The sequence below is a fragment of the Acinetobacter calcoaceticus genome (assembly GCF_900520355.1).
GTDB classification, from domain to species: Bacteria; Pseudomonadota; Gammaproteobacteria; order Pseudomonadales; family Moraxellaceae; genus Acinetobacter; species Acinetobacter calcoaceticus_C.
The window spans coordinates 726,582-750,874 of sequence record NZ_LS999521.1; the positions used below are offsets into that span (position 1 = coordinate 726,582).

26 protein-coding genes, 1 tRNA gene and 1 pseudogene are annotated in these 24,293 nt (G+C 36.1%); 16 read left to right on the plus strand and 12 right to left on the minus strand.

Annotated elements, in window-relative coordinates; genetic code table 11:
• Positions 1-17: 17 nt before the first annotated feature.
• Entirely contained in the window at positions 18-1,403 is a 1,386-nt protein-coding gene (locus tag AC2117_RS03540; RefSeq protein ID WP_042897680.1) for a WS/DGAT/MGAT family O-acyltransferase, read from the minus strand.
• A 171-nt stretch (positions 1,404-1,574) separates the two neighbouring features.
• Complete coding sequence (locus AC2117_RS03545) at positions 1,575-2,309, minus strand: phosphoadenylyl-sulfate reductase (RefSeq protein WP_004639063.1); 735 nt, start codon at positions 2,307-2,309, stop codon at positions 1,575-1,577.
• Positions 2,310-2,493: 184 nt separating this feature from the next.
• Between AC2117_RS03545 and thrH the strand changes: the two genes are divergently transcribed.
• The gene (thrH, locus tag AC2117_RS03550) at positions 2,494-3,111 is read left to right on the plus strand and encodes a bifunctional phosphoserine phosphatase/homoserine phosphotransferase ThrH (protein WP_133971962.1); all 618 of its coding nucleotides are present in this window, start codon (positions 2,494-2,496) and stop codon (positions 3,109-3,111) included.
• A gap of 55 nt (positions 3,112-3,166) precedes the next feature.
• Here thrH and AC2117_RS03555 read toward each other — a convergent pair whose 3' ends face one another.
• Together AC2117_RS03555 and AC2117_RS03560 are read right to left on the minus strand one after the other, a co-directional pair.
• Positions 3,167-4,666 (minus strand): outer membrane protein transport protein, encoded by a 1,500-nt coding sequence (locus AC2117_RS03555; protein ID WP_133971964.1) that lies wholly within the window; start codon positions 4,664-4,666, stop codon positions 3,167-3,169.
• A 599-nt stretch (positions 4,667-5,265) separates the two neighbouring features.
• Positions 5,266-5,964, minus strand: a complete 699-nt coding sequence (locus AC2117_RS03560) for an NAD(P)H-dependent oxidoreductase (RefSeq protein ID WP_133971966.1) — start codon at positions 5,962-5,964, stop codon at positions 5,266-5,268.
• A gap of 155 nt (positions 5,965-6,119) precedes the next feature.
• On the opposite strand from AC2117_RS03560, the gene AC2117_RS03565 reads away from it, so the two are divergent.
• Positions 6,120-7,157, plus strand: coding sequence for an AraC family transcriptional regulator (locus AC2117_RS03565; protein ID WP_133971968.1), 1,038 nt, complete (start codon positions 6,120-6,122; stop codon positions 7,155-7,157).
• Between the two features lie 48 nt (positions 7,158-7,205).
• On the opposite strand, the gene AC2117_RS03570 is transcribed toward AC2117_RS03565, so the two are convergent.
• Entirely contained in the window at positions 7,206-8,198 is a 993-nt protein-coding gene (locus AC2117_RS03570) for a fatty acid desaturase family protein (RefSeq protein ID WP_133971970.1), read from the minus strand.
• A 105-nt stretch (positions 8,199-8,303) separates the two neighbouring features.
• Positions 8,304-9,104, minus strand: a complete 801-nt coding sequence (locus AC2117_RS03575; RefSeq protein WP_133971972.1) for a PaaX family transcriptional regulator C-terminal domain-containing protein — start codon at positions 9,102-9,104, stop codon at positions 8,304-8,306.
• 353 nt (positions 9,105-9,457) lie between these two features.
• Here AC2117_RS03575 and AC2117_RS03580 point away from each other — a divergent pair, with 353 nt between their 5' ends.
• The 11 genes and pseudogenes from AC2117_RS03580 (at position 9,458) to AC2117_RS03630 (ending at position 16,543) form a co-directional block, all read left to right on the plus strand.
• Positions 9,458-10,276 carry an undecaprenyl-diphosphate phosphatase gene (locus tag AC2117_RS03580; protein ID WP_133971974.1) on the plus strand — a complete coding sequence of 273 codons (819 nt, stop codon included), beginning with the start codon at positions 9,458-9,460 and terminating at the stop codon, positions 10,274-10,276.
• Between the two features lie 155 nt (positions 10,277-10,431).
• Complete coding sequence (locus AC2117_RS03585; RefSeq protein ID WP_133971976.1) at positions 10,432-11,430, plus strand: NAD(P)H-quinone oxidoreductase; 999 nt, start codon at positions 10,432-10,434, stop codon at positions 11,428-11,430.
• A 59-nt stretch (positions 11,431-11,489) separates the two neighbouring features.
• Positions 11,490-11,739: pseudogene (locus AC2117_RS03590) on the plus strand (protein deglycase HchA); the annotation flags it as partial.
• A gap of 134 nt (positions 11,740-11,873) precedes the next feature.
• Positions 11,874-12,383 (plus strand): hypothetical protein, encoded by a 510-nt coding sequence (locus tag AC2117_RS03595; protein ID WP_017392521.1) that lies wholly within the window; start codon positions 11,874-11,876, stop codon positions 12,381-12,383.
• 35 nt (positions 12,384-12,418) lie between these two features.
• A complete protein-coding gene (locus AC2117_RS03600) occupies positions 12,419-12,871 on the plus strand; it encodes a hypothetical protein (protein WP_133971979.1) in 453 nt (150 codons plus the stop codon).
• 43 nt (positions 12,872-12,914) lie between these two features.
• A complete protein-coding gene (locus tag AC2117_RS03605; protein ID WP_133971981.1) occupies positions 12,915-13,415 on the plus strand; it encodes a hypothetical protein in 501 nt (166 codons plus the stop codon).
• A gap of 250 nt (positions 13,416-13,665) precedes the next feature.
• On the plus strand, positions 13,666-14,058 hold the full coding sequence (locus AC2117_RS03610) for a hypothetical protein (RefSeq protein WP_227549224.1): 393 nt from the start codon (positions 13,666-13,668) through the stop codon (positions 14,056-14,058).
• 189 nt (positions 14,059-14,247) lie between these two features.
• Positions 14,248-14,487, plus strand: a complete 240-nt coding sequence (locus AC2117_RS18830) for a hypothetical protein (RefSeq protein ID WP_133971985.1) — start codon at positions 14,248-14,250, stop codon at positions 14,485-14,487.
• Positions 14,488-15,032: 545 nt separating this feature from the next.
• Entirely contained in the window at positions 15,033-15,452 is a 420-nt protein-coding gene (locus tag AC2117_RS03620; RefSeq protein WP_133971987.1) for a hypothetical protein, read from the plus strand.
• 304 nt (positions 15,453-15,756) lie between these two features.
• Positions 15,757-16,215, plus strand: coding sequence for an SMI1/KNR4 family protein (locus AC2117_RS03625; RefSeq protein ID WP_133971989.1), 459 nt, complete (start codon positions 15,757-15,759; stop codon positions 16,213-16,215).
• Between the two features lie 37 nt (positions 16,216-16,252).
• Positions 16,253-16,543 carry a hypothetical protein gene (locus AC2117_RS03630; protein ID WP_133971991.1) on the plus strand — a complete coding sequence of 97 codons (291 nt, stop codon included), beginning with the start codon at positions 16,253-16,255 and terminating at the stop codon, positions 16,541-16,543.
• Between the two features lie 14 nt (positions 16,544-16,557).
• Here AC2117_RS03630 and AC2117_RS03635 read toward each other — a convergent pair.
• Positions 16,558-16,630 (minus strand) — tRNA-Arg (locus AC2117_RS03635).
• Between the two features lie 59 nt (positions 16,631-16,689).
• Entirely contained in the window at positions 16,690-18,069 is a 1,380-nt protein-coding gene (locus AC2117_RS03640; protein WP_133971993.1) for an amino acid permease, read from the minus strand.
• A gap of 379 nt (positions 18,070-18,448) precedes the next feature.
• Between AC2117_RS03640 and prpF the strand changes: the two genes are divergently transcribed.
• The 3 genes from prpF (at position 18,449) to AC2117_RS03655 (ending at position 21,135) form a co-directional block, all read left to right on the plus strand.
• A complete protein-coding gene (gene prpF, locus AC2117_RS03645; RefSeq protein ID WP_133971995.1) occupies positions 18,449-19,636 on the plus strand; it encodes a 2-methylaconitate cis-trans isomerase PrpF in 1,188 nt (395 codons plus the stop codon).
• 160 nt (positions 19,637-19,796) lie between these two features.
• The gene (locus AC2117_RS03650; protein ID WP_133971997.1) at positions 19,797-20,708 is read left to right on the plus strand and encodes a polyprenyl synthetase family protein; all 912 of its coding nucleotides are present in this window, start codon (positions 19,797-19,799) and stop codon (positions 20,706-20,708) included.
• A gap of 58 nt (positions 20,709-20,766) precedes the next feature.
• On the plus strand, positions 20,767-21,135 hold the full coding sequence (locus tag AC2117_RS03655; protein ID WP_133971999.1) for an MmcQ/YjbR family DNA-binding protein: 369 nt from the start codon (positions 20,767-20,769) through the stop codon (positions 21,133-21,135).
• 80 nt (positions 21,136-21,215) lie between these two features.
• Here the strand turns inward: AC2117_RS03655 and AC2117_RS03660 are convergent, their stop codons facing one another.
• The 4 genes from AC2117_RS03660 to AC2117_RS03675 all read right to left on the minus strand — a co-directional run bounded on the left by AC2117_RS03660 (position 21,216) and on the right by AC2117_RS03675 (position 24,275).
• On the minus strand, positions 21,216-22,070 hold the full coding sequence (locus tag AC2117_RS03660; RefSeq protein WP_133972001.1) for an SPFH domain-containing protein: 855 nt from the start codon (positions 22,068-22,070) through the stop codon (positions 21,216-21,218).
• A 28-nt stretch (positions 22,071-22,098) separates the two neighbouring features.
• Complete coding sequence (locus AC2117_RS03665) at positions 22,099-22,560, minus strand: NfeD family protein (protein WP_133972003.1); 462 nt, start codon at positions 22,558-22,560, stop codon at positions 22,099-22,101.
• A 104-nt stretch (positions 22,561-22,664) separates the two neighbouring features.
• On the minus strand, positions 22,665-23,582 hold the full coding sequence (locus AC2117_RS03670) for a patatin-like phospholipase family protein (protein ID WP_133972005.1): 918 nt from the start codon (positions 23,580-23,582) through the stop codon (positions 22,665-22,667).
• Between the two features lie 66 nt (positions 23,583-23,648).
• Positions 23,649-24,275, minus strand: coding sequence for a lysophospholipid acyltransferase family protein (locus tag AC2117_RS03675; protein WP_042897723.1), 627 nt, complete (start codon positions 24,273-24,275; stop codon positions 23,649-23,651).
• Between the last annotated feature and the right edge of the window lie 18 nt (positions 24,276-24,293).

Sequence of the window (24,293 nt, forward strand, 5' to 3'; positions counted from 1 at the left end):
AAGCCCCTTAACTTTTTCTAACTTGCTGAATGATGTTTCAGCTGCTTCTCTGCAATAATTTCTTCAAAACGTTGAATCTCATCTTCTAAATGAGTCAAAAGGTTTTGCATTTTTGGCAAAGCATTTCGACAAGCTGTTAATCCCACTTCAAGCTTATCTAAATAACTAGTCATGGTAATATTTAAAGCTTGTCCATCCATAACAATGGAAGCAGGGTAGAGAGCGTCTAATTTCGCGCCATTCCAATAAAGTGGCTCACGTGGCCCTGGTACATTAGAAATCACTAAATTGAACGCCTGACGCTTAGGAAGCATTCCTGACATGATGTTTAATCCTGCCGGACCATAAACCACCGCACTATAGTTTAAAATTTCATTAGCAGTCATACGGCTAAAGCGTTGCTTTGAATTCTGCATACTGCGACGAATAATTTCTAGACGTTCTAATGGTTGGTCTTTATGAGTGCCTAAATTTGCTAGAATCATGGTAATTCGGTTACTCATATCAGAATCATCTGTGCGTAATGAAGCTGGAACCATGGCAATAAGTGGCTTTTTAGGTAAGCTATTTTGACTAATCAAATATTCACGTAATGCACCCGAACATACTGCTAGTACAACATCGTTAATCGTTACGCCTAATGCTTTTGAAATTTTTCTAAGGCGGCTCAGTTCAAAGGATTGGGCCGCAAAACGACGTGAAGCACTTACTCTTTGGTTCAAAATCGAAACTGGCGCCTGAAAGGTAGAAACATAATCAGGATTTTTGCCCATTTCTTTAAATATAGTCTGAGATAACTCTTGCATTACTTTAGGAGCTATGTCGAGTTGAGACTTAATGCCTCCTAAAATACTCTTAATTTTACTTGTACTTGGAGTCGGCACTTTTAAGCGTTTAGTTCTCTTGCTTTCGACACACCATAAAGGAACCACGTGTTTCTCTTCAGGTGTTTTTGAAAGTGATTTTTCAATTAAACGCATGCCTGCAACGCCATCAACCATTGCATGATGGATTTTAAAATACATCGCAAAACGATTGCCTTCGATTCCTTCAATAATGTCACAGGTCCAAAGTGGCTTTGCACGATCAATTAATGAACTATGTTGCTGTGAAATATAAACCAGAAGTTCACGAATGCGCCCCGGATGGGGTAAAGCAATGTGGCGAAAATGATGATCGATATCGAACTCTTCATCCTCATCCCAAAATAGACCATTTAAACGGTTATTGAAGGGCGGAATAGGAATACTTTTTGAGCGTTTAATATCTTCTACTAAATCATGTACAAAGGTTTCAGGTGCATTTTCAGGAATTTCAAATAAAAATAATCCACCGACATGCATGGGTTGCTGTCTTTTTTCAAGTGACAGAAAAATGAAATCAATTGGGTGTAATGGACGCATAAATCATTGTGCCTCATGCATTTTTCTAAGAAGCCCTTATCTGAGCTCTTATTAGAATTATAGAACCGTAAAATTAAGTATATAGCGTTTAGAGTAGATAAAATATGACTTTGTGTACGTAACATGACATAAAAAAAACCACTGATTTAGCAGTGGTTTTTTGATAACAAATTACTTTTTCATGTTGCCTGCATGTAATCCGCACTCTTTTTGAGTCGCTTCTTCCCACCACCAACGTCCTTCACGCTCATGTTGGTTCGGTAATACAGCTCGTGTACACGGTTCACAGCCGATAGAAACAAAACCACGTTCGTGAAGAGGGTTATATGGAATTTCCATCATACGGATGTAGCTCCATACCTCAGCACTTGTCCAGTTCGCTAAAGGGTTATATTTAATGAGTTGCTTATCTGGACCAGAGAAGCCTGCATCAGCTTGTACGACAGGAATTTCTGTACGTGTACCAGGGCTTTGATCTTTACGTTGACCTGTAATCCAGCCATCTAAAGTAGCAAGTTTTTTACGTAAAGGCTGAACTTTTCGAATACCACAACATTCCTGATGCCCATCTGTAAAAAAGCTGAATAAACCTTTTTCGTTTACCATGTTTTGAACAGCTTCAGATTCAGGGAAACAAATTTCGATATTGATATTGTAGTGTTTACGGACAGTTTCAATAAATTGATATGTTTCAGCATGGAGGCGGCCAGTGTCGAGACTAAAGACACGGAAAGGCTTACCCAAACGTGAAGCAATATCAATTAAAACAACATCTTCTGCTCCCGAAAAAGAAATTGCGATTTCACCTTGTTGGCTTAAGGCAAGTTCTAAAATTTCCCGAGGGCTTTTGGTTGCATATTCAGCAGCAAGAGCATCTACGATATCAATAGTCGGAATAACGGTCATGTGTGTTCCTGGCAAAAGGCTTGGGCGCATTGAGTTATGAAAAATATTCTAAAGGATAGTTGATAAACTGCTTAGCACTTTAATTTCGATCCTTATGAATAAAATTGATTTGATCAATAACAACGCAAAACTGAAAATCTTAATGGTATGATACAGCAATTTTTAACCAACGTTGGAAGCATTCATGGAAATCGTATGCCTAGATCTTGAAGGGGTTTTAGTTCCTGAAATCTGGATCAATTTCGCTAAAAAAACAGGGATTAAAGAACTCGAGGCTACAACTCGTGATATTCCGGATTATGATGTTTTAATGACTCAGCGTCTTAATATTTTAAAACAACACGGTCTAGGCTTAAATGACATTCAAGAAGTCATTGCTGAGATGGGGCCTTTACCAGGTGCAAAAGAGTTTGTTGAATGGGTGAGTACTCATTTCCAACTCGTGATCCTGTCAGATACTTTCTATGAGTTTGCACACCCTTTAATGAAGCAATTGGGTTGGCCAACCATTTTCTGTCATAAATTAGAGACAGATGAAGAAGGAATGATTACGGCTTATAAGCTACGTCAACCAGATCAAAAACGTGAGTCTGTTAAAGCACTACATGGCTTAAATTTCCGCGTAATCGCTGCGGGCGATTCATATAACGATACAACCATGCTGGGTGAAGCCGACCATGGTTTCTTATTTGATGCGCCGACAAACGTAATTGCTGAGTTTCCACAGTTTCCAGCAATTAATGGATATGATGCATTAAAAGAAGCAATCCGTTCAGTTTCGAAACGTACGATCCCAGCTTAAGAGTAAATAATAAAAAGGCGCTTTAAGCGCCTTTTTATATGGATAAGTTTGAAACTTAGAATTTATAACCAAGTTTTAAACCATAAGCGATCGCATTGTTGTCAGAGAACTCTGCAAGATATTGGTCGCTACCAGCTTGTGCGCCAGTTTGAGCTTTAGCATCGCCCAACCAGAAGTATTTTACGCCACCAGCAATAAACGTTTGTGGAGTAGGGCTATATTGAAGGCCTAAACCTACGTTCCAGTAGCCTTCAGTTGGACCTAGAGTTGTAATTGGGTCACCTGCTCCAGAGTCCCAACCTACAGAAACGTTACCAGCCCATTTGTCATTAAGTTTGCGACCAACACCTGTGGTGACTGTCCATTGGTCATCTGCATAGCTAACTAAATCGAAACCATTTGGACGGTTGACAATCGGCCCTACAACTTTTGATAGTTGCCCAAATTTGTATGGTTGAACGGAGAAATCTTTCCAGTTCACCCAACGTACGTTGGCAAAGGCAACAGTGTCAGCCATGATTCCCGTTTGGAAATCAAAGTTAACTGATTGAGGCGTCGTAATTGTGGTGTCTGCTGAGCTATTTTTAATTGCCTCACCAGCAGCGGCTTGCCCTAATAGTGAAAGAGCAGGAAGAGTAGGTAAGTTTTCACGGATATTGACATCATGGTCAACTTCAGAACGATACGTTAAAGAGGCTTTTAATGCAATTTCAGGAATTTGATAAGCAAAACCTGCTAACCAACCTACGCCGCCAGTTTCTTTGATGTCTGCATCATAGCCATTGTAGATGCTATAAGCTTGTCCACGAAGACTGATGTTCCCCTTAATTGTCTGGTATACACCACCTGCATAGAGGTTCCAGTTCTTATTCGGTTGAAAACCAAAAACCATAGCAAGGTTTTGAGTATCAACTTCAACTTTGGTACCACCTTTGCCAAGTAAACCATTAATTTCATTTATTCCAGCATCTACTCTTGCTGCGACGCCTTGTTTTACACCTGCATCGATAGCAGCTTTAGTAGTTGCATCATTATTATAAGCATTTAAAGTAGCAGCAAATTGTGCTTGACCTGCTGGAGTAGATAAGTTTACTCCTTGGGCTTGCAGAGCGGCACCGACACGTTGATTGGCAGTTAAACCATTAAATGTATTATCAATAGTACTAGCACGGATAGACTCTAATGCTGCTGGTGCTAAAATTGTGTTAGAAGAGTCTGACACAAATACATTTTTCCCAGAATATTCTGCATCTGCACCAAATGGTTGATCGTAAAGTAAACCAAACGAGAATTTATCGTTAATTTGTAGTTTTAATGCTGCATTAGGGAAGTAATAATCCTCACCCATATCGGCAATATCACGGCGAGTTGCGCTTGATCCTGCTTCTTTACCCGATACATCCGGGTCTAGAGCAGTGATACCAGCTTCAAAGTAGTTACCAGGCTGCAAAAATGCAGACATTGATTGTCCAGAGCGATCCAATGCTGCTGCAAAAACCCCAGTTGCAGGCAGCGTTGCTAAAATCATTGCAGTGCTCAGATGTTTTAATTTCATTTTAATCTTTCCTTGAACTTCAAGACATTTTTTTAAAAGTAACAGAGTTAAACCGTTTAAACTGTGTTGCCTTCAAAGCTTCTAATTACAACTTATAAAAGCTTTGATAACTCCATGTAACAAAAATAGCATAATTACAATAAGAGTAAATCTGTTATATGAACTGAAGAGTACTCACTTTTTATACAAATAGTGTCAATAATGGATGAAATATGAAGGAATATTATTATTGTAAAATTGATTTAATTAATTGATATTTATATTTTTTATCTATTAGTAATATGGTTTATTTTAATGACATTTTTGTCGCAAACCTAAAAAAAATGGTCAAAGATTTTTTTGTAAAAATATGAGCTAAGTGATTATGGAATGAGTATTGGTCGTCATTTTTACTTGATAAGTCTAGTTTCTCTACATCTGTATATTATTGATTCAGTTTTATATTCTTAATTTTATGAAAAAGTTTCCCTTAATTTTTTTTACCATTTGATCTATTTCTTGAGTAACTTTAGTCTCCTGTTTGGGAATGACCATAAGAGAGAATAACCAAAAATAAAAGATAGATTTGGCTATTCTATTTTTAGAGCTAAAACACAGCGTTAGAGTGGATATAGCTTTTCATCAAATTGCTCAAGCTTGGGAAAGTTTAGTGGTTCAAGTTGATCCAGATGAGTGAGATACGTCACATAGTCTTCGAGAAGGATTTCTCGTGCTTCTTGGCTAATGTAAGGCACATGGTAGGCAGTGAATGGTGGTAGAACTTCAAAACCAGCATATGCCAAAGTACCGCGCTGAATCGGGGATAGATAATTTTCGATTGGGCCATGAATAGAGTTCTCCCCAAACATGTGTGTTCTACCACCGAGTGTTAAACACAACATCGCTTTTTTACCAGCCATTCCGCCGTGGTTATAAAAACGTTTACCACCGTAAAAGAGTCCTGAAACAAACACACGATCAATCCAGCCTTTTAAAATTGCTGGCACAGATGTCCAGTAGAGTGGGAAATTTAAAATGACTAAATCAGCTTTTTTAACCTTTTCAATTTCTGCTTGAATATCAGGAGCTAGAAGTTGATTTTTACTGGCATTTCTTTGCTCTAATGCATAGTTAAAATAATCAGGTTGGTTGAGTTCTAAAAAATCTTCTTTTGATGCAACTGGATTAAATTGCATTGCATATAAGTCTGAAACCTCTACCCGATGGCCCAGTTTTTCAAAGGTTTGTTTAGCTGTACTTTTTAATGCGGTCGTAAAAGATAATGGTTCTGGATGAGCATGGACAATCAAGATATTCATAGGGGAGACCTGTATTTTTTTGGAAATTGTACTGCCTAGAGCAATTCAGCGGATTTTATTTTGTATAACTATGCATCAATCTAAAAGCATGGCATAGTTCATGAACCGACAGTTTTTACCATTTCACGCCATTTTATTTTGTTCAATCGGTGCCTATGAATCCAGAATTACCCGGGACTTATATTAACTTAATCGTCAAGACTGTTAGGCAGTGGGGTGTCTCTAGTGAGCAGCTTTTGGAGGGAAGCGGCATAACAGTAGATCAATTAAAAAAACCTTATTGGTATGTTGAGTTCAATACCTTAAATCAGCTTATTGAACGGGCGATTGAGTTATGCAAAGAGCCAGCACTAGCAGGGTATTTAGCTTTAGAAATGACGGCTTCATGTTATGGTTCAGTCGGAATGGCTGCTATGGTTTCTCCAAACTTAGGAGAAGCATTGAAAATACTTGAACAGTTTATTGGGTCACGTTGCGAAGTTTTTAAACCAGAATTAAAGCAAGGAAATAATTCTGCATGTTGGTCAATTCATCAACCTGTCAAAGCATTTCAGTTGAGCCGAAATGCCAACTTTTTTTTGTTAGTCGGTTTTGTTCAAATTGCAAAAAAACTAACAGGCTTATCCAATTTGGGAAAAGTTGAATTACGAATGCCGGAACCGACAGGTTTTGCCAAAATGAGTAATCAGCTGGCTGTGACTTGTTTATTTAATCAAAAACGCAACAGCTGGATATTTCCAAAAGAATATTTAGTACAGCCTATATTAACGGCAGACCCGATGTTGGCGCCTTTGCTAAATGCACAATGTAAGCGAGATATCGAAAAATTAAAGTTACAAAGTGGCTGGAAAGGGCGAGTTAAACAAGTTACTGAAAAATTGCTTGTGAATGGGGACGGTGAGACATTGAAAGTCGGACAAGTAGCTAAAATCATAAATATTTCAGAGCGAACTTTGCAACGTTATTTAGCAATTGAAAATACAAGTTTCACTGTCTTGGTTGACTCACTTAGAAAGCAACATGCTCAAAAACTTTTGGCTCAAAATAACATGTCGATTGAAAAAGTTGCTTTAACTTTAGGATATGCCGACACCTCTCATTTTACCCGTGCATTTAAACGTTGGATGGGAGTCACGCCCAAGTATTTTCAGACGCAACGCAAAATGGATGAATTAAGTTCAAATTTGAGTTAAAAAGGCCACTGATTTAATTGCGTGACCTCTAAAACTGATTCGAGAGCTTTAAACCGTTTGTTCTGGCTTGGATGAAAGCGACTGAATTACTTTAAAATAGCTAGGTGGTGTTGGAACATGTCCGCGGTCTCTCAATAAACGATGCATACGCGGCAATTTGAAGTAGGGTACAGAAGCCATTAAATGGTGTTCCATGTGGTAATTAACATGAATAGGCGCCACAAAGCTTCTAGCAATCCAACCCGCTTGTGTTGTACGGGTATTGGTTAAGGCTGTATTACTTGTTTGCATCCCTGCATGTTCGGCCATTGAGCGAATTCTTAAAAATAGGGGAAATGGTGTTAAATAAGCCAACGGCCATAACCAATAAAAACGTTGCTGACCAAATCCTTTTAAAATACCATATAGCGCCGCGTTGGTTGCAATGGCTCCGCTACTATTTTTTACAATACTTTTTGCATAATCAATAAGATGTTTATTGCTGCGGTCTAACCAGACTTGATCATTTGCAACGGTCCATTTCATTAAATCGAGATCCATCAACACTCGACCAAAGCTAAATTTTAATCCCGTCATACCCGTTAAGTCGCGTAAGAATTTTCGAGTAAGTGATTTTTTGCTTACAGGAAAACCAGAAACTAGAGAAAGGTCAGGGTCATCTGGAGTAGACGTTTTTGCATGATGACGAACGTGATGTTGACGATATTTATGTAAATCATTCCAGATCGGGCGAGCACATAACCATTCACCTACGAAGTCATTTACTTTCTTATTTTTGAATAAGCTTTTATGTGATGCATCATGCATCAAAATTGCTAAACATAACTGGCGACCAGCCAATATGGCCAAGGCAAGCATACAAGCAAGTAATTTGCCCCAACTTGGCAAGTAATCCCATATCATGATTAAGCTAGCAAATGTTCCGCCAATAACAGCCCACGTACTTGCAACAGCCCAAGCGCCGTATGTATCTGAAGGCTCTGTGAGTTCTTGTATTTCTTCTCTGCTAAATAGATCAGTCACACTCACCTGCGCATTCATTTTTATTCTCCCAAATTAGATTTTGGTTTCCATATTTTATATTACAAATATAATCATTAAATTTTAAAATGTGAAATATTTGTTTGTAAAAAAATAAATCGACCTTTAATGGGCTAATTCATTTTCATAAAGTTTTTGCCACAGTTTCTGCCCAATTAAATCGAGCTGCTGTACATTTTGAGCAAACTGATTGCGGGCATGTTCATTAACAAAGGGAGAGGGCAGCAAAGGATCATTCATTAGCAAAGTAATGGTTTCTCGCCCTAATAGCAAAGCTTGAGCAGCAGCGTTATTGAGCGGTAATTTTTCATATTTTAAAAGCCATTGCTGAATATCTTGGCTATAGTTTTTGTAGTTTAATTCGAGCTGTTGGGTATCCCACAAAGAAGCAATTAACTGAACTGTTTTTGAGTCAAATTTTTGAATAACACAAATTTTAGCTTCATTTTCAAGGCCTGCTAAAACAAGTTCTTCACATGTTTTTTCGAAACTATAGGCTAAATTATCTGGACGAATATAAATACCGGTTTCGAGTTCTTTAAAGCCAAATTGACGTAATGCTCGTTCTCTCTTTTTTAAAGCAGTGCGATCTATACGACCTAACGTGCCAGTAAATACTGCCAGATAATGCTGTTGCCATTCTTTGGTCTGTTTAATGCCATTTTTACGGTTCAAAATGACTTTAGCCCATTCTTTTGTTGATGGCGAAAGTTGATAAATACCGCGCTCGACACTTTCTATCATGCCTTCATTTAATAACCGAGTCGTAGCAACACGAATACCATTTTCACTTAAGTTGAAAAGTTTGGCGGCAATCAATATTTGTTTAATGGTGAGCTGAGGATATGCTGAGGAAAGAAACAAATCGATAATAAGATGGCGTGCATTAATTTTGGTATTTTTCATTCAGATATAATTTTTGATATGAGCTGCATTTAATCACAATAATATCATGTTTTTTTAAGGGCTTTTTAAGATCATTTTGTAGAGTAGGCTCAGACAAAAAAGCTTTATCTAGAGCAAGAGAAATTTTGGCAGTTCTTTACCAAGTTTTATCTTTTTACGATAGTTAACCCAAGTTTGTCATCATGATGTGATACATTATCGCACTTTAAATAAACTGCCTTTAACTAGGGGCAATAACCACAAACGTTAGAAATGATCTGATATTGAACATGTGTTAAGTCAAATTTGAGGCTTACAATTGCGATAAAATAAATTTTAGATCGTTCTAATGATTAACTTTCTTTGAGCAAGTTATGGAAAATTTTGAAGTTATAAAAGCACTGTTTTTAGGCTTTGTCGAAGGCTTAACTGAATTTTTACCAATCTCGAGTACAGGCCATCTAATTTTATTTGGTCATATTATCGATTTCCATTCAGACGGCGGTCGTGTATTTGAGGTCGTAATTCAGTTAGGTGCTATTTTAGCAGTGTGCTGGTTATACCGACAAAAAATTGTTAACTTGATTAAGGGCTTCTTCAGTGGTGATGTGGAATCACGTCATTTTGCCATAAGTGTACTTATTGCATTTTTCCCAGCAGTCATTATTGGGGTTTTGGCAGTAGACTTTATTAAAAGTGTTTTATTCAGCCCAATTGTGGTTGCGATTGCCTTAATTGTTGGTGCTCTTATTATTTTCTGGGTTGAATCTAGACAATTTGAACATAAGACAGACGATGCGACCAAAATTACTTTTAAACAAGCACTTTTAGTCGGACTTGCTCAATGTGTTGCCATGATTCCGGGAACTTCACGTTCAGGTGCGACTATTGTGGGTGGAATGTTTGCGGGTTTATCACGTAAAGCTGCTACAGAATTTTCTTTCTTCCTCGCTATGCCAACCATGTTAGGCGCTGCAACTTTTGACTTGATTAAAAATGCTGACGTACTGACCGCCGATAATATGATTAATATTGGGGTAGGTTTTGTTGCCGCTTTTATTGCCGCTTTATTTGTTGTAAAAGCATTGGTACTGTTTGTAGAGCGTCATACGTTACGCGTATTTGCGTGGTATCGAATTGCATTAGGTGTAATTATTTTGATTGCAGCAATGTTCTTTAATTTATCGGCTTAAAATAATCTGATGAAATGAAAAACCTAGAGTGTTCTAGGTTTTTTTATGCCTAAAAATTAATTTGAATTGTCTATTTATACAAAGTAAACGTAAGACACATGTTTTCATTTTAGGTTCATTGTTATATTGATTTAAACAAGATATGGAGCATATGAATGACCTTTCCAACAACTATGAAAATTATTGAAATTACGGCTCCTGGTGGACCTGAAGTCCTAAAAGTTCAAGAGGTGAATATTCCCGTACCTCAAGCAGATGAAGTCTTAATTGAGGTAAAGGCTGCTGGAATTAACCGACCTGATGTCTTACAGCGTATGGGGCTATATCCGATGCCTAAAGGCGTTACTCAAATACCGGGCCTTGAAGTTGCCGGTGTTGTGGTTGCTGTTGGTGAGCAAGTGGAACAGTTTAAAGTTGGAGACAAAGTCTGTGCTTTAACCAATGGCGGTGGCTATGCAGAGTACTGCGCGGTAACCGCAACTCAAGTATTACCAATACCTAAAAATTTATCATTTACACAAGCTGCTGCGATTCCGGAAACATTTTTTACGGTTTGGGCGAATCTATTCGATATTGGCCGTTTAAAAGAAAATGAAACGGCACTCATTCATGGTGGAGCAAGTGGAATTGGAACCACAGCTTTAGCCATTTGCCATGCTTTAGGGATTAAAACTTTTGCTACGGTTGGAAGCGAAGATAAAGTTGAAGCACTCTCAAATTTCACTACAGCAATAAATTATAAAACCCAAGATTTTGAACAAGAAATATTGAAACAAACTCAAGACCAAGGTGTTGATGTTATTTTGGATATTGTGGGTGGGTCTTATTTCCAGAAAAATTTAAGCCTATTAAAACGTGATGGTCGACTTGTTATTATTGGCTTTATGGGAGGGCGCATTGCAAAAGAATTTGATTTACAAAAATTGATTTTAAAACGCGCTACCATTACAGGCTCAACCATGCGAGCACGTACGGCCCAAGAAAAAGCACAAATTGCCCAATCTTTGCATGAGCATGTGTGGCCATTACTGGCACAAGGTAAGTGTTTACCTCAAATTTATACAACGTTTGCTTTTTCAGATGTACAAAGTGCCCATGCGTGTATGGAGCAGGGTGATCACATCGGAAAGATCGTTTTAGAGATGAATATGTAAAGCCGTAATAATTAAGGTTTAGGTGAACGACAGGCTTGCCTAAACTAAGCTTAGTAATTTCTTATCAAATTTGTGTATTCTCTTGGTGCTTTAGATAAAGGAACGAACATCGACATTGGTTATATGCCAGGCGCCTCACCTTGGCTAGTGGGTGAAAACCTTGAAAAACTCGGTGTCGAAATTTTAAATGATGGTATTACAGGTCAATGTCATAGAGACCATAAACTATGAACAGGCGATAGCCCACTTGCTTCTAATAATTTAGGCAAACTGACAGCTGAAACGTTGTTGGCTGAAGTGAAGGATTGAGAATATTGTTTTATAGAAATAGGGCTTTTTATTAAGTCCTATTTTTTTATAATAAATAGAGTGTTAGGTGGAAATTTGAAAATGGTAAATGATGTAAAATCAGTATAATAAGTAAGGGATAGGAGAATATTAAAATGATAAAAATAGAAGATATAAATCTACTTGAGCAAGGATATAAGTTGGTTTTTGATTTAAGGTCATCTTCTTCAATATTGATGGATGAAAATTATATCAAAAATATACAACAAACTACGTTGGATAAGGGAACAACTATGGGGCTTAAGGGTGACAATGGTTTATATGCAACAGCTGAATGGTGGGGAAATATCGAAAATGGTAATATAGAAAATTACTATGTTAGAGGGTTAATAGTTGAAATAAATGAAGAAAATCCATTTATAGATGGAAGTACCATGATTACAATTAAAGTAAATGGAACTGATAAAGAAATATTTCAAGATATAGTTTTTACTAATGAAAAAGAAAAGGCTATAAGTAAAGAGCTCTATAAAGTTGGAAATGAAATAGTATCCATTTATATTTTGGATAAATTAAAAGAGGATGATGTTTGGAATTGGGTAGTAGAAGAAAAACTAGGTGTTTCTCCATTACTTAATAGGGTTTATATTAAGGGTGGGGATTAAAATTATTCTATATTGATGGCTTGTAGGTGTTTAATATGAATGAAGATGAAATTAATATTATAGCCTATAACTATGTGGGTTATATTAAGTTAAATAAAGATATTATTTTTCCTGCTGATGGTAATAAAAATGATATTATTTATAACCAAAGTGGAGTTAATAGGAGAGTTTTTTCGGGATACGTTAGCTTTCCCGAAGTTGAAAAGAACACTTTATTTTATATGAAAGCTTTTTTGCTTACTCTTACTGTAGATATACCTTGTAAGGAAGAAATTCATTCTTTAATTAAAATATTTTCATATTGTGACAACCACTCTTCATTAATTGAAAAATTATCATTAGGACTAAAATATAATTCAAAAGGTCTTATTTTTAATGGGCTTAAAGAAATAATAGGTGATTTTTACTTGTTTGAAAAAATTGATGATTTATTTTTCTATGATGGAAGAGAGGAGTTGTACAATAATTTTTTTAAAAATGATAAATAATTTAGATGATTGTAAAGTATAAAATGGATAAAGATTAAATAAAATGATAGAGAATTGTGCACTGATTGATCAAGGGTATAAATTGATTTTTGATTTAAAAATGTGGTTGGAAAAAAATGGAAAAGATGAGATTAGGTCTACACATGCTTTGACTCTGGATAGTACTACTAATAGTGGTTTAAGTGGAGTGTATGGTTTATATGGAACAAGTGAGTGGTGGGATAATATTGAAAAAGGTAATATTGAAACATATATTGTAAGTGGGGTAATAGCTGATCTTTGTAAGGGAAATATTTTTGTGGATGATGGTGCAATGATAACTATTATTTCAGATAATAATGAAGATGGTATATATGAAGGAGTAATATTTACAAACGAAATTTTGAAGAGAGATTTCGGTAATCTTTATTCTAAAGGAAATAAAATAGTTGTTTTTTATATTTTGGATGAATTAAAAGATAAAGATGCTTTCAATCCTTTAATTAAGGATAAAGTAGGTGTTTTACCTATAACAAGTAAGATTTATATTAAAGAGGGAAAATGATTTTTTATATTGTTGATTTTATTTGTGATTTTTGCCATTTTGGGAGTAAAAAGCATATAATTAAATGTTTTAAATTGTTAATGAAAATTCTGATCAAGAAGATTCAATAAATATAAATAGATGTTTGAATGAGTTAGTAGTTGTTACTGAATGTAAATTTTAAGATTAAGGGGTAACATTATAAAAACCGTGGTGCTGGAGGTAGCTGTTAATTAGGAATTTGTATAGCTTACTATTTATACTAGTGTTAGTGGCATGCTCTGGTACAGTTGATTTAATTGTTTCGGGTAATGCTAATAGCGGAATTATATTTCAGCTATCTAAAAGTGATGCCAAAAAGCTTGATAGTGGTTTTCGATTTTATGTAATGGATAATAGTGCTGTTTCTGCCGGTACAGTGAAAGAAACAGTATGGGAGATTAAGATAAGTAGGGAAATAAAATGGTTTAATTTTAAAAATGATTATGCCTATAAATGGACTTATGGAGTTAAACCAAGCGGATTTAAAGAGATTAACAAACCCAAGCAGCTAAAGTTAAATACTCAATATTACTATTCGATTGATGGTGGGGTAGGCTATCATGGTTCAGGTTGTTTTTATTTAAATGAAAACAAAATGGTTATAAATAGTAAGAGCTGTTAAATAAAACTGACTTCTAATATATATATAAGATATAAATTCTAATGTTTTTAGTATATACATTAATTTTTAATTTTGGAATGTTTGTAAAATATATTAAAATTATTGCTAATGAAGTGGTTTTTTTATGTTTTAATAATCAGATTAAATTGATTCATTTATCTGATGCTATATTGTGTTGGGTTTATTGAAATGAATAAGTTAGTAATAAGTATAGCCAAAAATAAATTTACTATCTATATGGTGTGGATGATGTTGGTAATACCTATATTGGCAATAGCAACCACGACAGATATTATTTACTCTCCAATTATTTTTATATTATTGGTCTTTTATTTAAGTAAGGAGCGTAAATACATGCTTGCTATCGCTTTTTTATATGGTTTCTTTGTTTTTTTATCATCCTTATTTTTATTTTATACGCTGGTTTGAATCTTTTATTAGAGGGGATATTCCACTTAAGGAGTGCTTGGAGTAAATTTATTCACTGCTTAAGGTAAGATCAACGACGTATTTTAATCCACCTAGTGCAATATTTGCAGTGTTAGCTATACCTTCTATTTATTTTATTAATTTGAGGAATAAATTAAATGACAGTAAGTAGATGGAGCTTGAGTATTAAAAATTAAATCATGGGTTATATTATTTTTAATTTAAAAGGTATATTTTTTTAGAATATACCTTTGTATTTTAGAAGGACTAATTTTTTACTTGTTCAACTAAGTATATGTGTGACCCTACTAAAACTGCAAATGCCACCTATTTTAATCAGAATTTTAATATTAAGGCTTTACGGGGAAATACGATATTGAATTTTGATCGTACCTCATCAGATTTTTTTAATCATATAACAAAATATGACTTTAATATAAGCACAGCTAATACAATTAGTGGGATATGAGAATATTCATTAATAATCCTAAGGCGGCTGCTTCGATAAATTTTCCTTACTACCCTAGAAACAGGAAGCAATAATTATGAATGAGTTAGATTTAAGTGTTAAGGTGGTACAGGGGAGAGATTCGTTAGAGATAAATCATATCGCCTTTGAAAATTCAGCCTTTATATGGCCTAGCGATAAATCTGATTTAAAGTTATTCGTTGATCAAGGTGCCTTACTTGTACCATCTGAATTAGAAAAATCTATTTACTCTTCTGGAGTTTATTTAATATTTACAGATGTCTCTGGAATAGCTGATGATGGAGGGTGGACTTATATCAAGGTTACTCATAAGAATAACCTAGTTTATTGGGAAGTGTGGTTTAATAATGGCTGGGTTGAGTTAGTTTTTGACTTAACTGTGTATCAAAAAGAGCTTATTGAAATTATGAATCAACTGAAAGTATTGCCACCAAATATTATTGTACAGCCTAGTCAGATTATATTTCCAGAATAATAGTAATTGAAAGCTGGGCATGTGCCCAGCTTTTTATTAGTGAGCTATTGTCTTGAAAATTTTTTTAAATTTTAGTCTATTTAATATGGTTAATATATTTATCTTATATAATCATATATAGAATTTTAAAATTATTGCTATATAAAATTTATAGTTATTAGCAATATATATAGCGGTCAATTTGAAAATTAGTATTAATTCTGGTACTGCGATTCCATCTGGTATTAATAGGCAAGAATTTGATGTGTGGAAAAAACAGTACTGGAAAGAAAGAGCTAAAGATTTTAGATAGAAGGTGATATGTATGAGTATTGATGATGTTAATAAGGCCATCGCTTTAATAAATTTACATCTTGATGAGGCTGATTTTGAGGGGAGTAAAGAGGAACGTCTAGTAAAATTAGCTGAGGATTATTTGGGAATAACTTTCCCAGATAGTTATAGATATTTTCTAAAAAAATTAGGATGTGGAGACATTGCGGGGAAAGAGTTTTATGGAGTAATTAATGAAGAAAAAATTAATTCGGGAATTCCTGATGCTACCTGGATTACATTAAAGCATAGAAGGCAATCTGATTTACCTGCTAAATATATTATTTTTTATGACTTTGGTGATGGTAATTATGCAGTCTTAGATTGTGAGAAGAACAATCAAGGTAATAATATAGTTGAAATTTGGTCTCCTGGTGAGAACACATTTCAATTTTTCTCAGCTGATTTTGGTAGCTTTTTTTATAATCAAATTAAACAAATGTTTGATTAATTGATTTAATGGTATTTTTAGCACGCTATAGTAACTTATGAAAAATTATATTATAAATTTATCTGATGACTTTTCTAAATATGCTTGGGAAATTGAGTTAAAGGGATGTTTTGAAGTAGATATACAGGTATTTGATAAACTATATACATTTAATTTTTATGATCCTATTAGATTGAAACAAACTATTGAAGATGATTTGAGATCAAATCAATATTTTTTCTGTGAAAATCTGGTTGTATTGCCAAAAGTGAGTTTAGATAATATTGAAAAATTTATAGAAAATATAATTAACACACCTTATTTATTATCTTTTTCTACAAAAAGATAAATTTTTATTATATGTGCGCCCTGCGGGACTCGAACCCACGTCGGTCGCTTAGGAGGCAACTGCTCTATCCAGTTAAGCTAAGGGCGCATAATTTTCTGATTATAAACAAAAAAGCCATTGTCTAGACAATGGCTTTTTATATTTATTTATTCTTCAGGATTCTCAATGGAATTTAGTTTTTTAGGATTTAAATAGTCAAAAAGTACGAGCATTGCTGTAATCCAAATAGGAATCATCATTACTGACTCTTTGAAACCTTGAGTCCACATAATATAGAGAACCACAGCAATAAACGCTAAAACTAAGTAATTACTAAAAGGTGACCATAACGCTGGAAAAGATGTCTTAATATTCGCATGCTTAACAAAGCGTCTATACTTCAAATGTGTAATTGATATCATTGCCCAGTTTAGAACAAGTGCACCAACCACAACGTACATAAGATGTCCAAGAGCATCTTCAGGCACAAAGTAATTTAAAAGAACACAACCAAAGATTAATAAAGCAGAAAGTAAAACAGCGGGAATAGGAACCCCTTGTTTATTGGTTTTCGCAAAAACTTTTGGCGCATTCCCTTGTTGAGCGAGACTGTAAAGCATACGACTATTTGCAAACATCCCACTGTTATAAACAGATAGGGCAGCAGTTAAAATAATAAAGTTAAGTAAGTGTGCAGCCCAACCAATTCCCATTTGGCTAAAAATCATAACAAATGGACTTTTGTCGAGACCGCCAAGATCTAATTGGTTCCATGGTACTAATGAAAGTAAGATTGTTAGTGAACCGATATAGAAAATCAAGATACGGAAAACGACTTGGTTAATTGCTTTTGGAATGGTTTTTTTCGGATCTTTTGCTTCTGCTGCGGCCATACCAATCAGTTCAATACCACCAAAGGCGAACATCAAGAAAGCCAACATATAGAAGAGGCCGCTAAAGCCATTTGGAAAAAATCCACCATGAGACCAAAGGTTACTAAATGAAATGCTTGAACCTACATCTGCTGTAAATAGCAAATAAAGTCCAAATACAATCATAGAGATGACCGCAGCAACTTTAATAATAGCGAGCCAGAATTCGGACTCACCATAAAATTTGACGTTGGTTAAGTTAATTGCAGTAATGACTACAAAGAAAAATAAGACAGAAGTCCACGCTGGTATATGGGGCCACCAATAATTAATATATTTGGCTACCGCGGTGAGTTCGCTCATCGCGACCAGAACGTAGAGTATCCAATAGTTCCATCCGGTTAAAAATCCGGGAAATTTCCCCCAATATTTATACGCAAAATGGCTGAACGATCCTGCAACAGGTTCTTCAACAATCATTTCTCCCAAGTGGCGCATAATCAAAAACGCGATTAAGCCGCCAATGGCATATCCTAAAATAATGGATGGTCCCGCAGATTGAATCACTTGCGCCGAGCCTAAAAATAATCCGGTACCAATTGCTCCACCCATAGCAATTAATTGGATATGTCGATTTTTTAGTCCTCGTTGCAGTGTAGAAGATTCGTTGGTCAAAGGTCTTCACTCACAATGAATAAGTAAATTATTCTAATAGATGGAGTTATTTTAGCCTAGACTACAAATTAATAAGCTGTGACTGAAAAGTAATATTAAAATATATTTAAAATCATTGGTTTACTTTTAATATTTCAATATAGAGTGAAAAGTGCTCTAAAAAATATAATTTCATATAGACTTTTTTTCTTAGATTTTGCTTAGATTAAGTCATTGCAAGCACATTGCTAAATTCTCAAAATATGCTCGCGTCAATATGATTGATGTATAAAAGCAGAGTGCTATCTCTTGACCTTAAAACAATTTAAGATGAAGAGAAGGGTAAACAAGAATGCTTGTTTTGATATAGAAGAACATAATAGTAAGGATAACAGTTGATATGAGCTCAGTACCGCAAATTAAAATTCCAGCAACTTATATGCGTGGTGGAACCAGTAAAGGTGTATTTTTTAAGCTTGATGATTTGCCGGAAAAAGCCCAAGTTGCAGGACAAGCACGAGATCAACTCTTACTCCGTGTAATTGGTAGCCCAGACCCATATGGAAAACAAATTGATGGGATGGGGGGAGCTACTTCTAGTACGAGCAAAACTGTTATTCTCGCTAAAAGTACTCAGCCAGATCATGATGTGGATTATTTATTTGGTCAGGTTTCAATAGATCAGCCTTTTGTAGACTGGAGTGGTAACTGCGGTAATTTAACTGCTGCTGTTGGCTCTTTTGCGATTTCAAATGGTTTGGTTGATGCAGACCGTATTCCTGAAAATGGCCTATGCACGGTTCGAATTTGGCAAAAAAATATTCAAAAAACCATTATTGCGCATGTGCCTATGACGAATGGTCAAGTTCAAGAAACTGGAGATTTCGAGCTTGATGGGGTGACATTCCCCGCAGCCGAAGTGCAAATTGAGTTTTTAGATCCGGCCGATGATGGTGAAGAAGGCGGCGATATGTTCCCTACAGGAAATGTTGTCGACGAATTAGATGTCCCTGATATTGGTCGTTTTCAAGCGACATTTATTAATGCCGGAATTCCAACCATTTTCTTAAATGCAGAAGATTTGGGTTACCACGGTACAGAATTACAAGATCATATTAATAGTGATGCAGCAGCACTGACACGTTTTGAAAAAATTCGTGCATATGGCGCGGTACAGATGGGTTTAATTAAAGACATTTCAGAAGCGGCTGCGCGTCAGCACACACCAAAAATTGCTTTTGTTTCTAAACCGAAAAACTATACCGCTTCAAGTGGTAAGCCTGTTTCAGAGAGTGATGTTGATTTACTTGTTCGTGCCTTGTCGATGGGTAAATTGCACCATGCCATGATGGGAACGGCGGCAGTTGCGATTGGTACAGCAGCTGCAATTCCTGGCACATTGGTAAATTTAGCTGCGGGTGGAGGTGAACGTGAAGCGGTACGTTTTGGCCATCCATCAGGAACATTACGTGTTGGTGCTCAAGCTGAGCTTATTAATGATCAATGGGCAGTTAAAAAAGCTATTATGAGTCGTAGTGCACGTGTGTTAATGGAAGGTTGGGTTCGCGTTCCGGGTGACAGTTTCTAAACTTCCTCTAAATAAAAAGCCTCTCAATGTGTAGAGGCTTTTTTACACTTGCCTTTGAAAAACTCATCACCCACTTTTCACGGTGAATCGTGTATGATGTAGCGCATGAATGCTTCATTACATTCAATAAAATTTCTCTACTGATTTTATCGAGGCGACTGTGTCATCACTCTCTCAAGTTAATGCGGATGTTTTAAACCAAGCTCAACAACGTATTCAACAAGATTTATTGACGACATTGGCCGCATTTTCGATTCCTGAACCTTTAAAAAGTGCAGTACACCATGCGGTTATGCTTGGTGGAAAACGTGTACGTCCGGCTTTGTGTTATGCCACTGCTTCTTTACAGCCAAATCCAAATTTTGCTGCTGCACGCCGTGCGGCGGTAGCAGTCGAGTTAATTCATTGTTATTCACTGGCTCACGATGACTTGCCTTGTATGGACAATGATTTACTGCGTCGTGGTCAGCCGACTTGTCATGTTGCGTTTGGTGAAGATACTGCTTTGCTTGCAGGTGATATTTTACAATCGATGGCTTTTGAGGTTTTAGGTAGCCGTTTGTTTGATGAACAAGGGCTGGGTACTGACGCCACGATTGTATTAAAACAAATTCAGATTCTAGCAACAGCCACCTCTAAAATGGTCTGTGGACAAGTGTTAGACTTACAAGCTGAAGCTAAGCAAATTGCTCAAGATGAACTTGAAAATATTCATCGTAATAAAACTGGCGCACTCATTCAGGCCGCAATTATGATGGGTGCAGTCACCATTTTTTCTGGAACAGATCAAGCAATTCCAAAATTACGCCAATATGGGCAGACCATTGGACTGGCTTTTCAGGTATTAGACGATATTCTCGATATTACGTCGAGTACCGAAGCTTTGGGTAAAACAGCTGGTAAGGATGAGCAAGTTCAAAAATCGACATATCCAGCTTTAATGGGTCTCGAACAAGCACAGATTTATGCCAAAGCATTGCATGATCAAGCTTTTGAAGCCTTAGCCTATTTTGGTGATGATGCAAAAGAATTAACTGAGATCTCACAATTTCTTTTAGCACGTACCAATTAATAATATTAAATCAATATTCATAACTTCTATTCATGCGAAATGAATAAAGGAGAAAAGAATGAATGGTGAACAACTCCATCAAAAAGCAATTGAAATTGCGCTTAATCTTCCCTTTAGTCAACAGACTCATCCTTTTGGGCCAGATTATGAAGTTTTTAAAATTTTAGAAAAAATATTCATGCTGACAACAGAAGTGGCAGGCGTCAAAATGATTAATGTGAAGTGTGATCCGTATAAGAGTCAGGAATATCAGGAGCTTTATTCATTTATTATTCCGGGCTATCACATGAATAAAAAGCACTGGATTTCGATTACACCGCATAAGAACTTAACAAGCGATTTACTTGAAGATTTAATTCACGATTCTTATGATTTAGTCGTAAAAAAATTACCTTTGAAAGATCAGAAAAGATTAAAAAACCAGTAATATAAAAGATAAATAAAATAAAAAAACGGCGACCTTTAGATCACCGTTCCGATATTAATTTTGCTAATCAAATAATAGGGTTAGCTATGTTTTCCCATAATACCGCGAATAGTATTTAAAACATCGGCAGGTAAAACCACAGTTTTGGCATTATTAGATTTCGCCATATCTTGCATGGCTTTTACATATTGTTCACCCAAAAGGTAAGCAACAGGAATCTCTTTATCTCCAACAGCACTGGTCACCATTGTAATCGCTTTTTGAGATGCTTCAGCTAAAACAACTTGAGCTTCTGCGTCACGACGTGAGGCTTCTAAACGACCTTCTGCACTTAAAATAGCTGCCTGTTTTTCACCATCGGCTTTAGTAACAGCAGCACGACGTTGACGTTCTGCAGCAGCTTGTTCTTCCATGGCAGCTTGCATGGTATGAGAGGGTTGAATGTCCTGAATTTCGACTGTTTTTAGGGTAATGCCCCAATCTGAAATATCGTCAGAAATAGCAGCTTTTAATTTAGCTTTGATGTGATCTCGTGAAGACAATGCATCATCTAGATCCATTTCACCAACAATAGAACGTAATGAAGTTTGTACAAGGTTTTGAATCGCCCATGTATAGTTTTCAATACCATATACTGCTTTTTCTGGTGTGGTTAAATTAATATAAGCTACTGCATTCATCAGCAATACAGCGTTGTCACGTGTAATTACTTCTTGCGATGGAATATCCAGCACAATATCTTTAGTGGTGATTTTATAAGCCACTTCATCTACATAAGGGATAACAAAATTAAGCCCCGGATTAAGGGTAGAGTGGTATTTACCTAAACGCTGAACAATCCATTTATAACCTTGAGGAACAATACGGACCCCCTTAAAAATGGTAATACCAACAAAAGCCAAAAATGCTAAAACAATAATAGTACCGACTGGCATGAAAATACCCTCTCTTTATCTTTAATGTTTATGAAGTACTGTGGGCCTGAACAATTAAGTCATTGCCCGAAATGTCAATAACTCGAACCCGATCACCCACTTTAACAGGAGTGATACTTCGGCAGTTCCACTCATCCGCCCCTAAAAGAGGCATGGGAAAACGAACAATAATCTGGTCATGAGCCAAGTTAGTTTGAATCACCATTCCAATTTGACCAATGGTCGCTTCACGGGGTAATCCCGCTTTGGTTTTATCAATGGATAAGGGTTTAATAAATTTGAACCAAAGAATGGTGCATAGCACTGATAGTATTATCCACAATACAATTTGTGTTGTGAGGCTAATATCTGGAAATAACCAATAGAGAACGCACACCATAATGGCGGCAATACCAAACCAGAGTGCAGCAAAGGCAGGGAGGATCAGTTCAGAAAGAATAAGTAAGATACCCAATACAAACCAATGCCAAGGTTGTACAACAAACTCCATAGATCTGCTCTTTTATATATATTTATGTGAGTAAAAGTGACTCAATATCACTTTTACCACTGTAGCAGATGATCGGAAATGTGGATAGAAAAAAACCACCTCTATTAGAATTTAGGGCGTGGTGTGGGCTTAAATGCTGCTGGAGATTTTTTGAAGTTTGCAATTGCACCTTCAATTTGGCGAATTTGAGCTTGAGCAGCTTTTTCACCTTCCAAAATTGCTTGATTACTTGATTTGAGGTCAAGTGTACCTAAATGGCCTACTTTGGGTTGAATGACCACATTGGCTTGCTTGAGTTCTTCATTAATACTTTGTTGACCCATAATATTAATAGTTTGATCAAGCAATCCCCACATATTAGCTGGGCGATTCCCTGCTGGACGCGCTGAAATATCAACTGCAATCACAATATCTGCACCCATATCACGAGCGGTTTTTACAGGGATTGGACTGACTAATCCGCCATCTATATATTTTTGTTTACCGATTGTGGCAGGTACAAATACATTTGGAATACTGCATGAAGCACGTACGGCTTGGCCTGCATTACCTTTAATAAAGTCTGCTTTTTGTCCATTATCAAGACGAGTTGCCACGGCTGCAAAACGGATTGGAAATTTTTCAATAGGTTTATTGCCAACGTTACGGTTCACGTAGTCTTGTAACTTTTGTCCGAGAATAATGCCCTGACGATTAAGGGTTAAATCACGGATATCAGACTCTTGTAATTTCAGAGCCAGACTTTGCAATTGATAAGGTGTTTGCCCACTCGCGTAGATACTTCCAACAAAGCTACCAGCGCTGGTACCCGTTACAATTTTAGGTTTAATTCCATGAGACTCTAAAACCTTGATCACACCAATATGTGAAAATCCTTTTGCTCCACCGCCACCTAAAGCAAGTGCAATGACAGGTTCACGGGCTTTAATTGAGGTAGTCGGCGTTGGTGTTTTGCTAAATTTATCACAGCCAAATAGTGCTAGAGAGATAAATCCAATACTGGCAAATTGAGCAATTTTCATCTTTAAAAATAATCTATGTCGAGATAAATTAAGAAGGGCAATAAGACCAGATTCGCTCAATTTTTGCTAGGTTTTTTTCACTAGATTTTGTAAAGGTTCAGCAAGCCAATTACGATTTTTGGGTGAAATTTTTCCTTCATAGCGGTCAAAAATCTTTTGTAGATCTTCATCATAGTTTCCACTTGGGTCTAAGTGACCTAAGCAGTGAATCGTCTTATGGTCATAATCAAAAGAAAACATCACAATTGGAATATTGGCTTTTGCTGCAATGTGGTAAAAACCACTTTTCATTTTTTTTGCTTTTTTACGAGTACCTTCAGGGGCCATCCCAATCCAGATTTTGTCATATTTTTGAATAGTGGTAACAACTTGCTCAGTAAGACCATTTGCTGTGTCACGTTTAACGGGAATGACTCCGGCCCAATCTAAAGCTCGCTTAAAAGGTGGTTTAAAAAGAGCATCTTTACCTAAAACAGTAATTTGAATACCCAACCCGAAAATAGCAAGAAAACCATACCACCCATCAATATTAGACGTATGGGGTGAAATAATGGCAACAGCTTTTGGATAATTAGGAATTTCACCTTCAATTGTCCAACCTTGCGCTAAAAATAGTTTTTTAAATAGTGCTCGGCTTAAAGCAGTACCACGCTGGGGAACCAAATGAGGTAGATTAGGGAAATGTTGATCCATGTTTTTTTAAATTTTAAC

Excerpts from the sequence above, each read along its gene's own strand:
- AC2117_RS03540 (WP_042897680.1), bottom strand. The coding sequence starts at position 1,403 with ATGCGTCCATTACACCCAATTGATTTCATTTTTCTGTCACTTGAAAAA.
- AC2117_RS03545 (WP_004639063.1), bottom strand. The coding sequence starts at position 2,309 with ATGACCGTTATTCCGACTATTGATATCGTAGATGCTCTTGCTGCTGAA.
- thrH (WP_133971962.1), top strand. The coding sequence starts at position 2,494 with ATGGAAATCGTATGCCTAGATCTTGAAGGGGTTTTAGTTCCTGAAATC.
- AC2117_RS03555 (WP_133971964.1), bottom strand. The coding sequence starts at position 4,666 with ATGAAATTAAAACATCTGAGCACTGCAATGATTTTAGCAACGCTGCCT.
- AC2117_RS03560 (WP_133971966.1), bottom strand. The coding sequence starts at position 5,964 with ATGAATATCTTGATTGTCCATGCTCATCCAGAACCATTATCTTTTACG.
- AC2117_RS03565 (WP_133971968.1), top strand. The coding sequence starts at position 6,120 with ATGAATCCAGAATTACCCGGGACTTATATTAACTTAATCGTCAAGACT.
- AC2117_RS03570 (WP_133971970.1), bottom strand. The coding sequence starts at position 8,198 with ATGAATGCGCAGGTGAGTGTGACTGATCTATTTAGCAGAGAAGAAATA.
- AC2117_RS03575 (WP_133971972.1), bottom strand. The coding sequence starts at position 9,104 with ATGAAAAATACCAAAATTAATGCACGCCATCTTATTATCGATTTGTTT.
- AC2117_RS03580 (WP_133971974.1), top strand. The coding sequence starts at position 9,458 with ATGGAAAATTTTGAAGTTATAAAAGCACTGTTTTTAGGCTTTGTCGAA.
- AC2117_RS03585 (WP_133971976.1), top strand. The coding sequence starts at position 10,432 with ATGACCTTTCCAACAACTATGAAAATTATTGAAATTACGGCTCCTGGT.
- AC2117_RS03595 (WP_017392521.1), top strand. The coding sequence starts at position 11,874 with ATGATAAAAATAGAAGATATAAATCTACTTGAGCAAGGATATAAGTTG.
- AC2117_RS03600 (WP_133971979.1), top strand. The coding sequence starts at position 12,419 with ATGAATGAAGATGAAATTAATATTATAGCCTATAACTATGTGGGTTAT.
- AC2117_RS03605 (WP_133971981.1), top strand. The coding sequence starts at position 12,915 with ATGATAGAGAATTGTGCACTGATTGATCAAGGGTATAAATTGATTTTT.
- AC2117_RS18830 (WP_133971985.1), top strand. The coding sequence starts at position 14,248 with ATGAATAAGTTAGTAATAAGTATAGCCAAAAATAAATTTACTATCTAT.
- AC2117_RS03620 (WP_133971987.1), top strand. The coding sequence starts at position 15,033 with ATGAATGAGTTAGATTTAAGTGTTAAGGTGGTACAGGGGAGAGATTCG.
- AC2117_RS03625 (WP_133971989.1), top strand. The coding sequence starts at position 15,757 with ATGAGTATTGATGATGTTAATAAGGCCATCGCTTTAATAAATTTACAT.
- AC2117_RS03630 (WP_133971991.1), top strand. The coding sequence starts at position 16,253 with ATGAAAAATTATATTATAAATTTATCTGATGACTTTTCTAAATATGCT.
- prpF (WP_133971995.1), top strand. The coding sequence starts at position 18,449 with ATGAGCTCAGTACCGCAAATTAAAATTCCAGCAACTTATATGCGTGGT.
- AC2117_RS03655 (WP_133971999.1), top strand. The coding sequence starts at position 20,767 with ATGAATGGTGAACAACTCCATCAAAAAGCAATTGAAATTGCGCTTAAT.
- AC2117_RS03660 (WP_133972001.1), bottom strand. The coding sequence starts at position 22,070 with ATGCCAGTCGGTACTATTATTGTTTTAGCATTTTTGGCTTTTGTTGGT.
- AC2117_RS03665 (WP_133972003.1), bottom strand. The coding sequence starts at position 22,560 with ATGGAGTTTGTTGTACAACCTTGGCATTGGTTTGTATTGGGTATCTTA.
- AC2117_RS03670 (WP_133972005.1), bottom strand. The coding sequence starts at position 23,582 with ATGAAAATTGCTCAATTTGCCAGTATTGGATTTATCTCTCTAGCACTA.
- AC2117_RS03675 (WP_042897723.1), bottom strand. The coding sequence starts at position 24,275 with ATGGATCAACATTTCCCTAATCTACCTCATTTGGTTCCCCAGCGTGGT.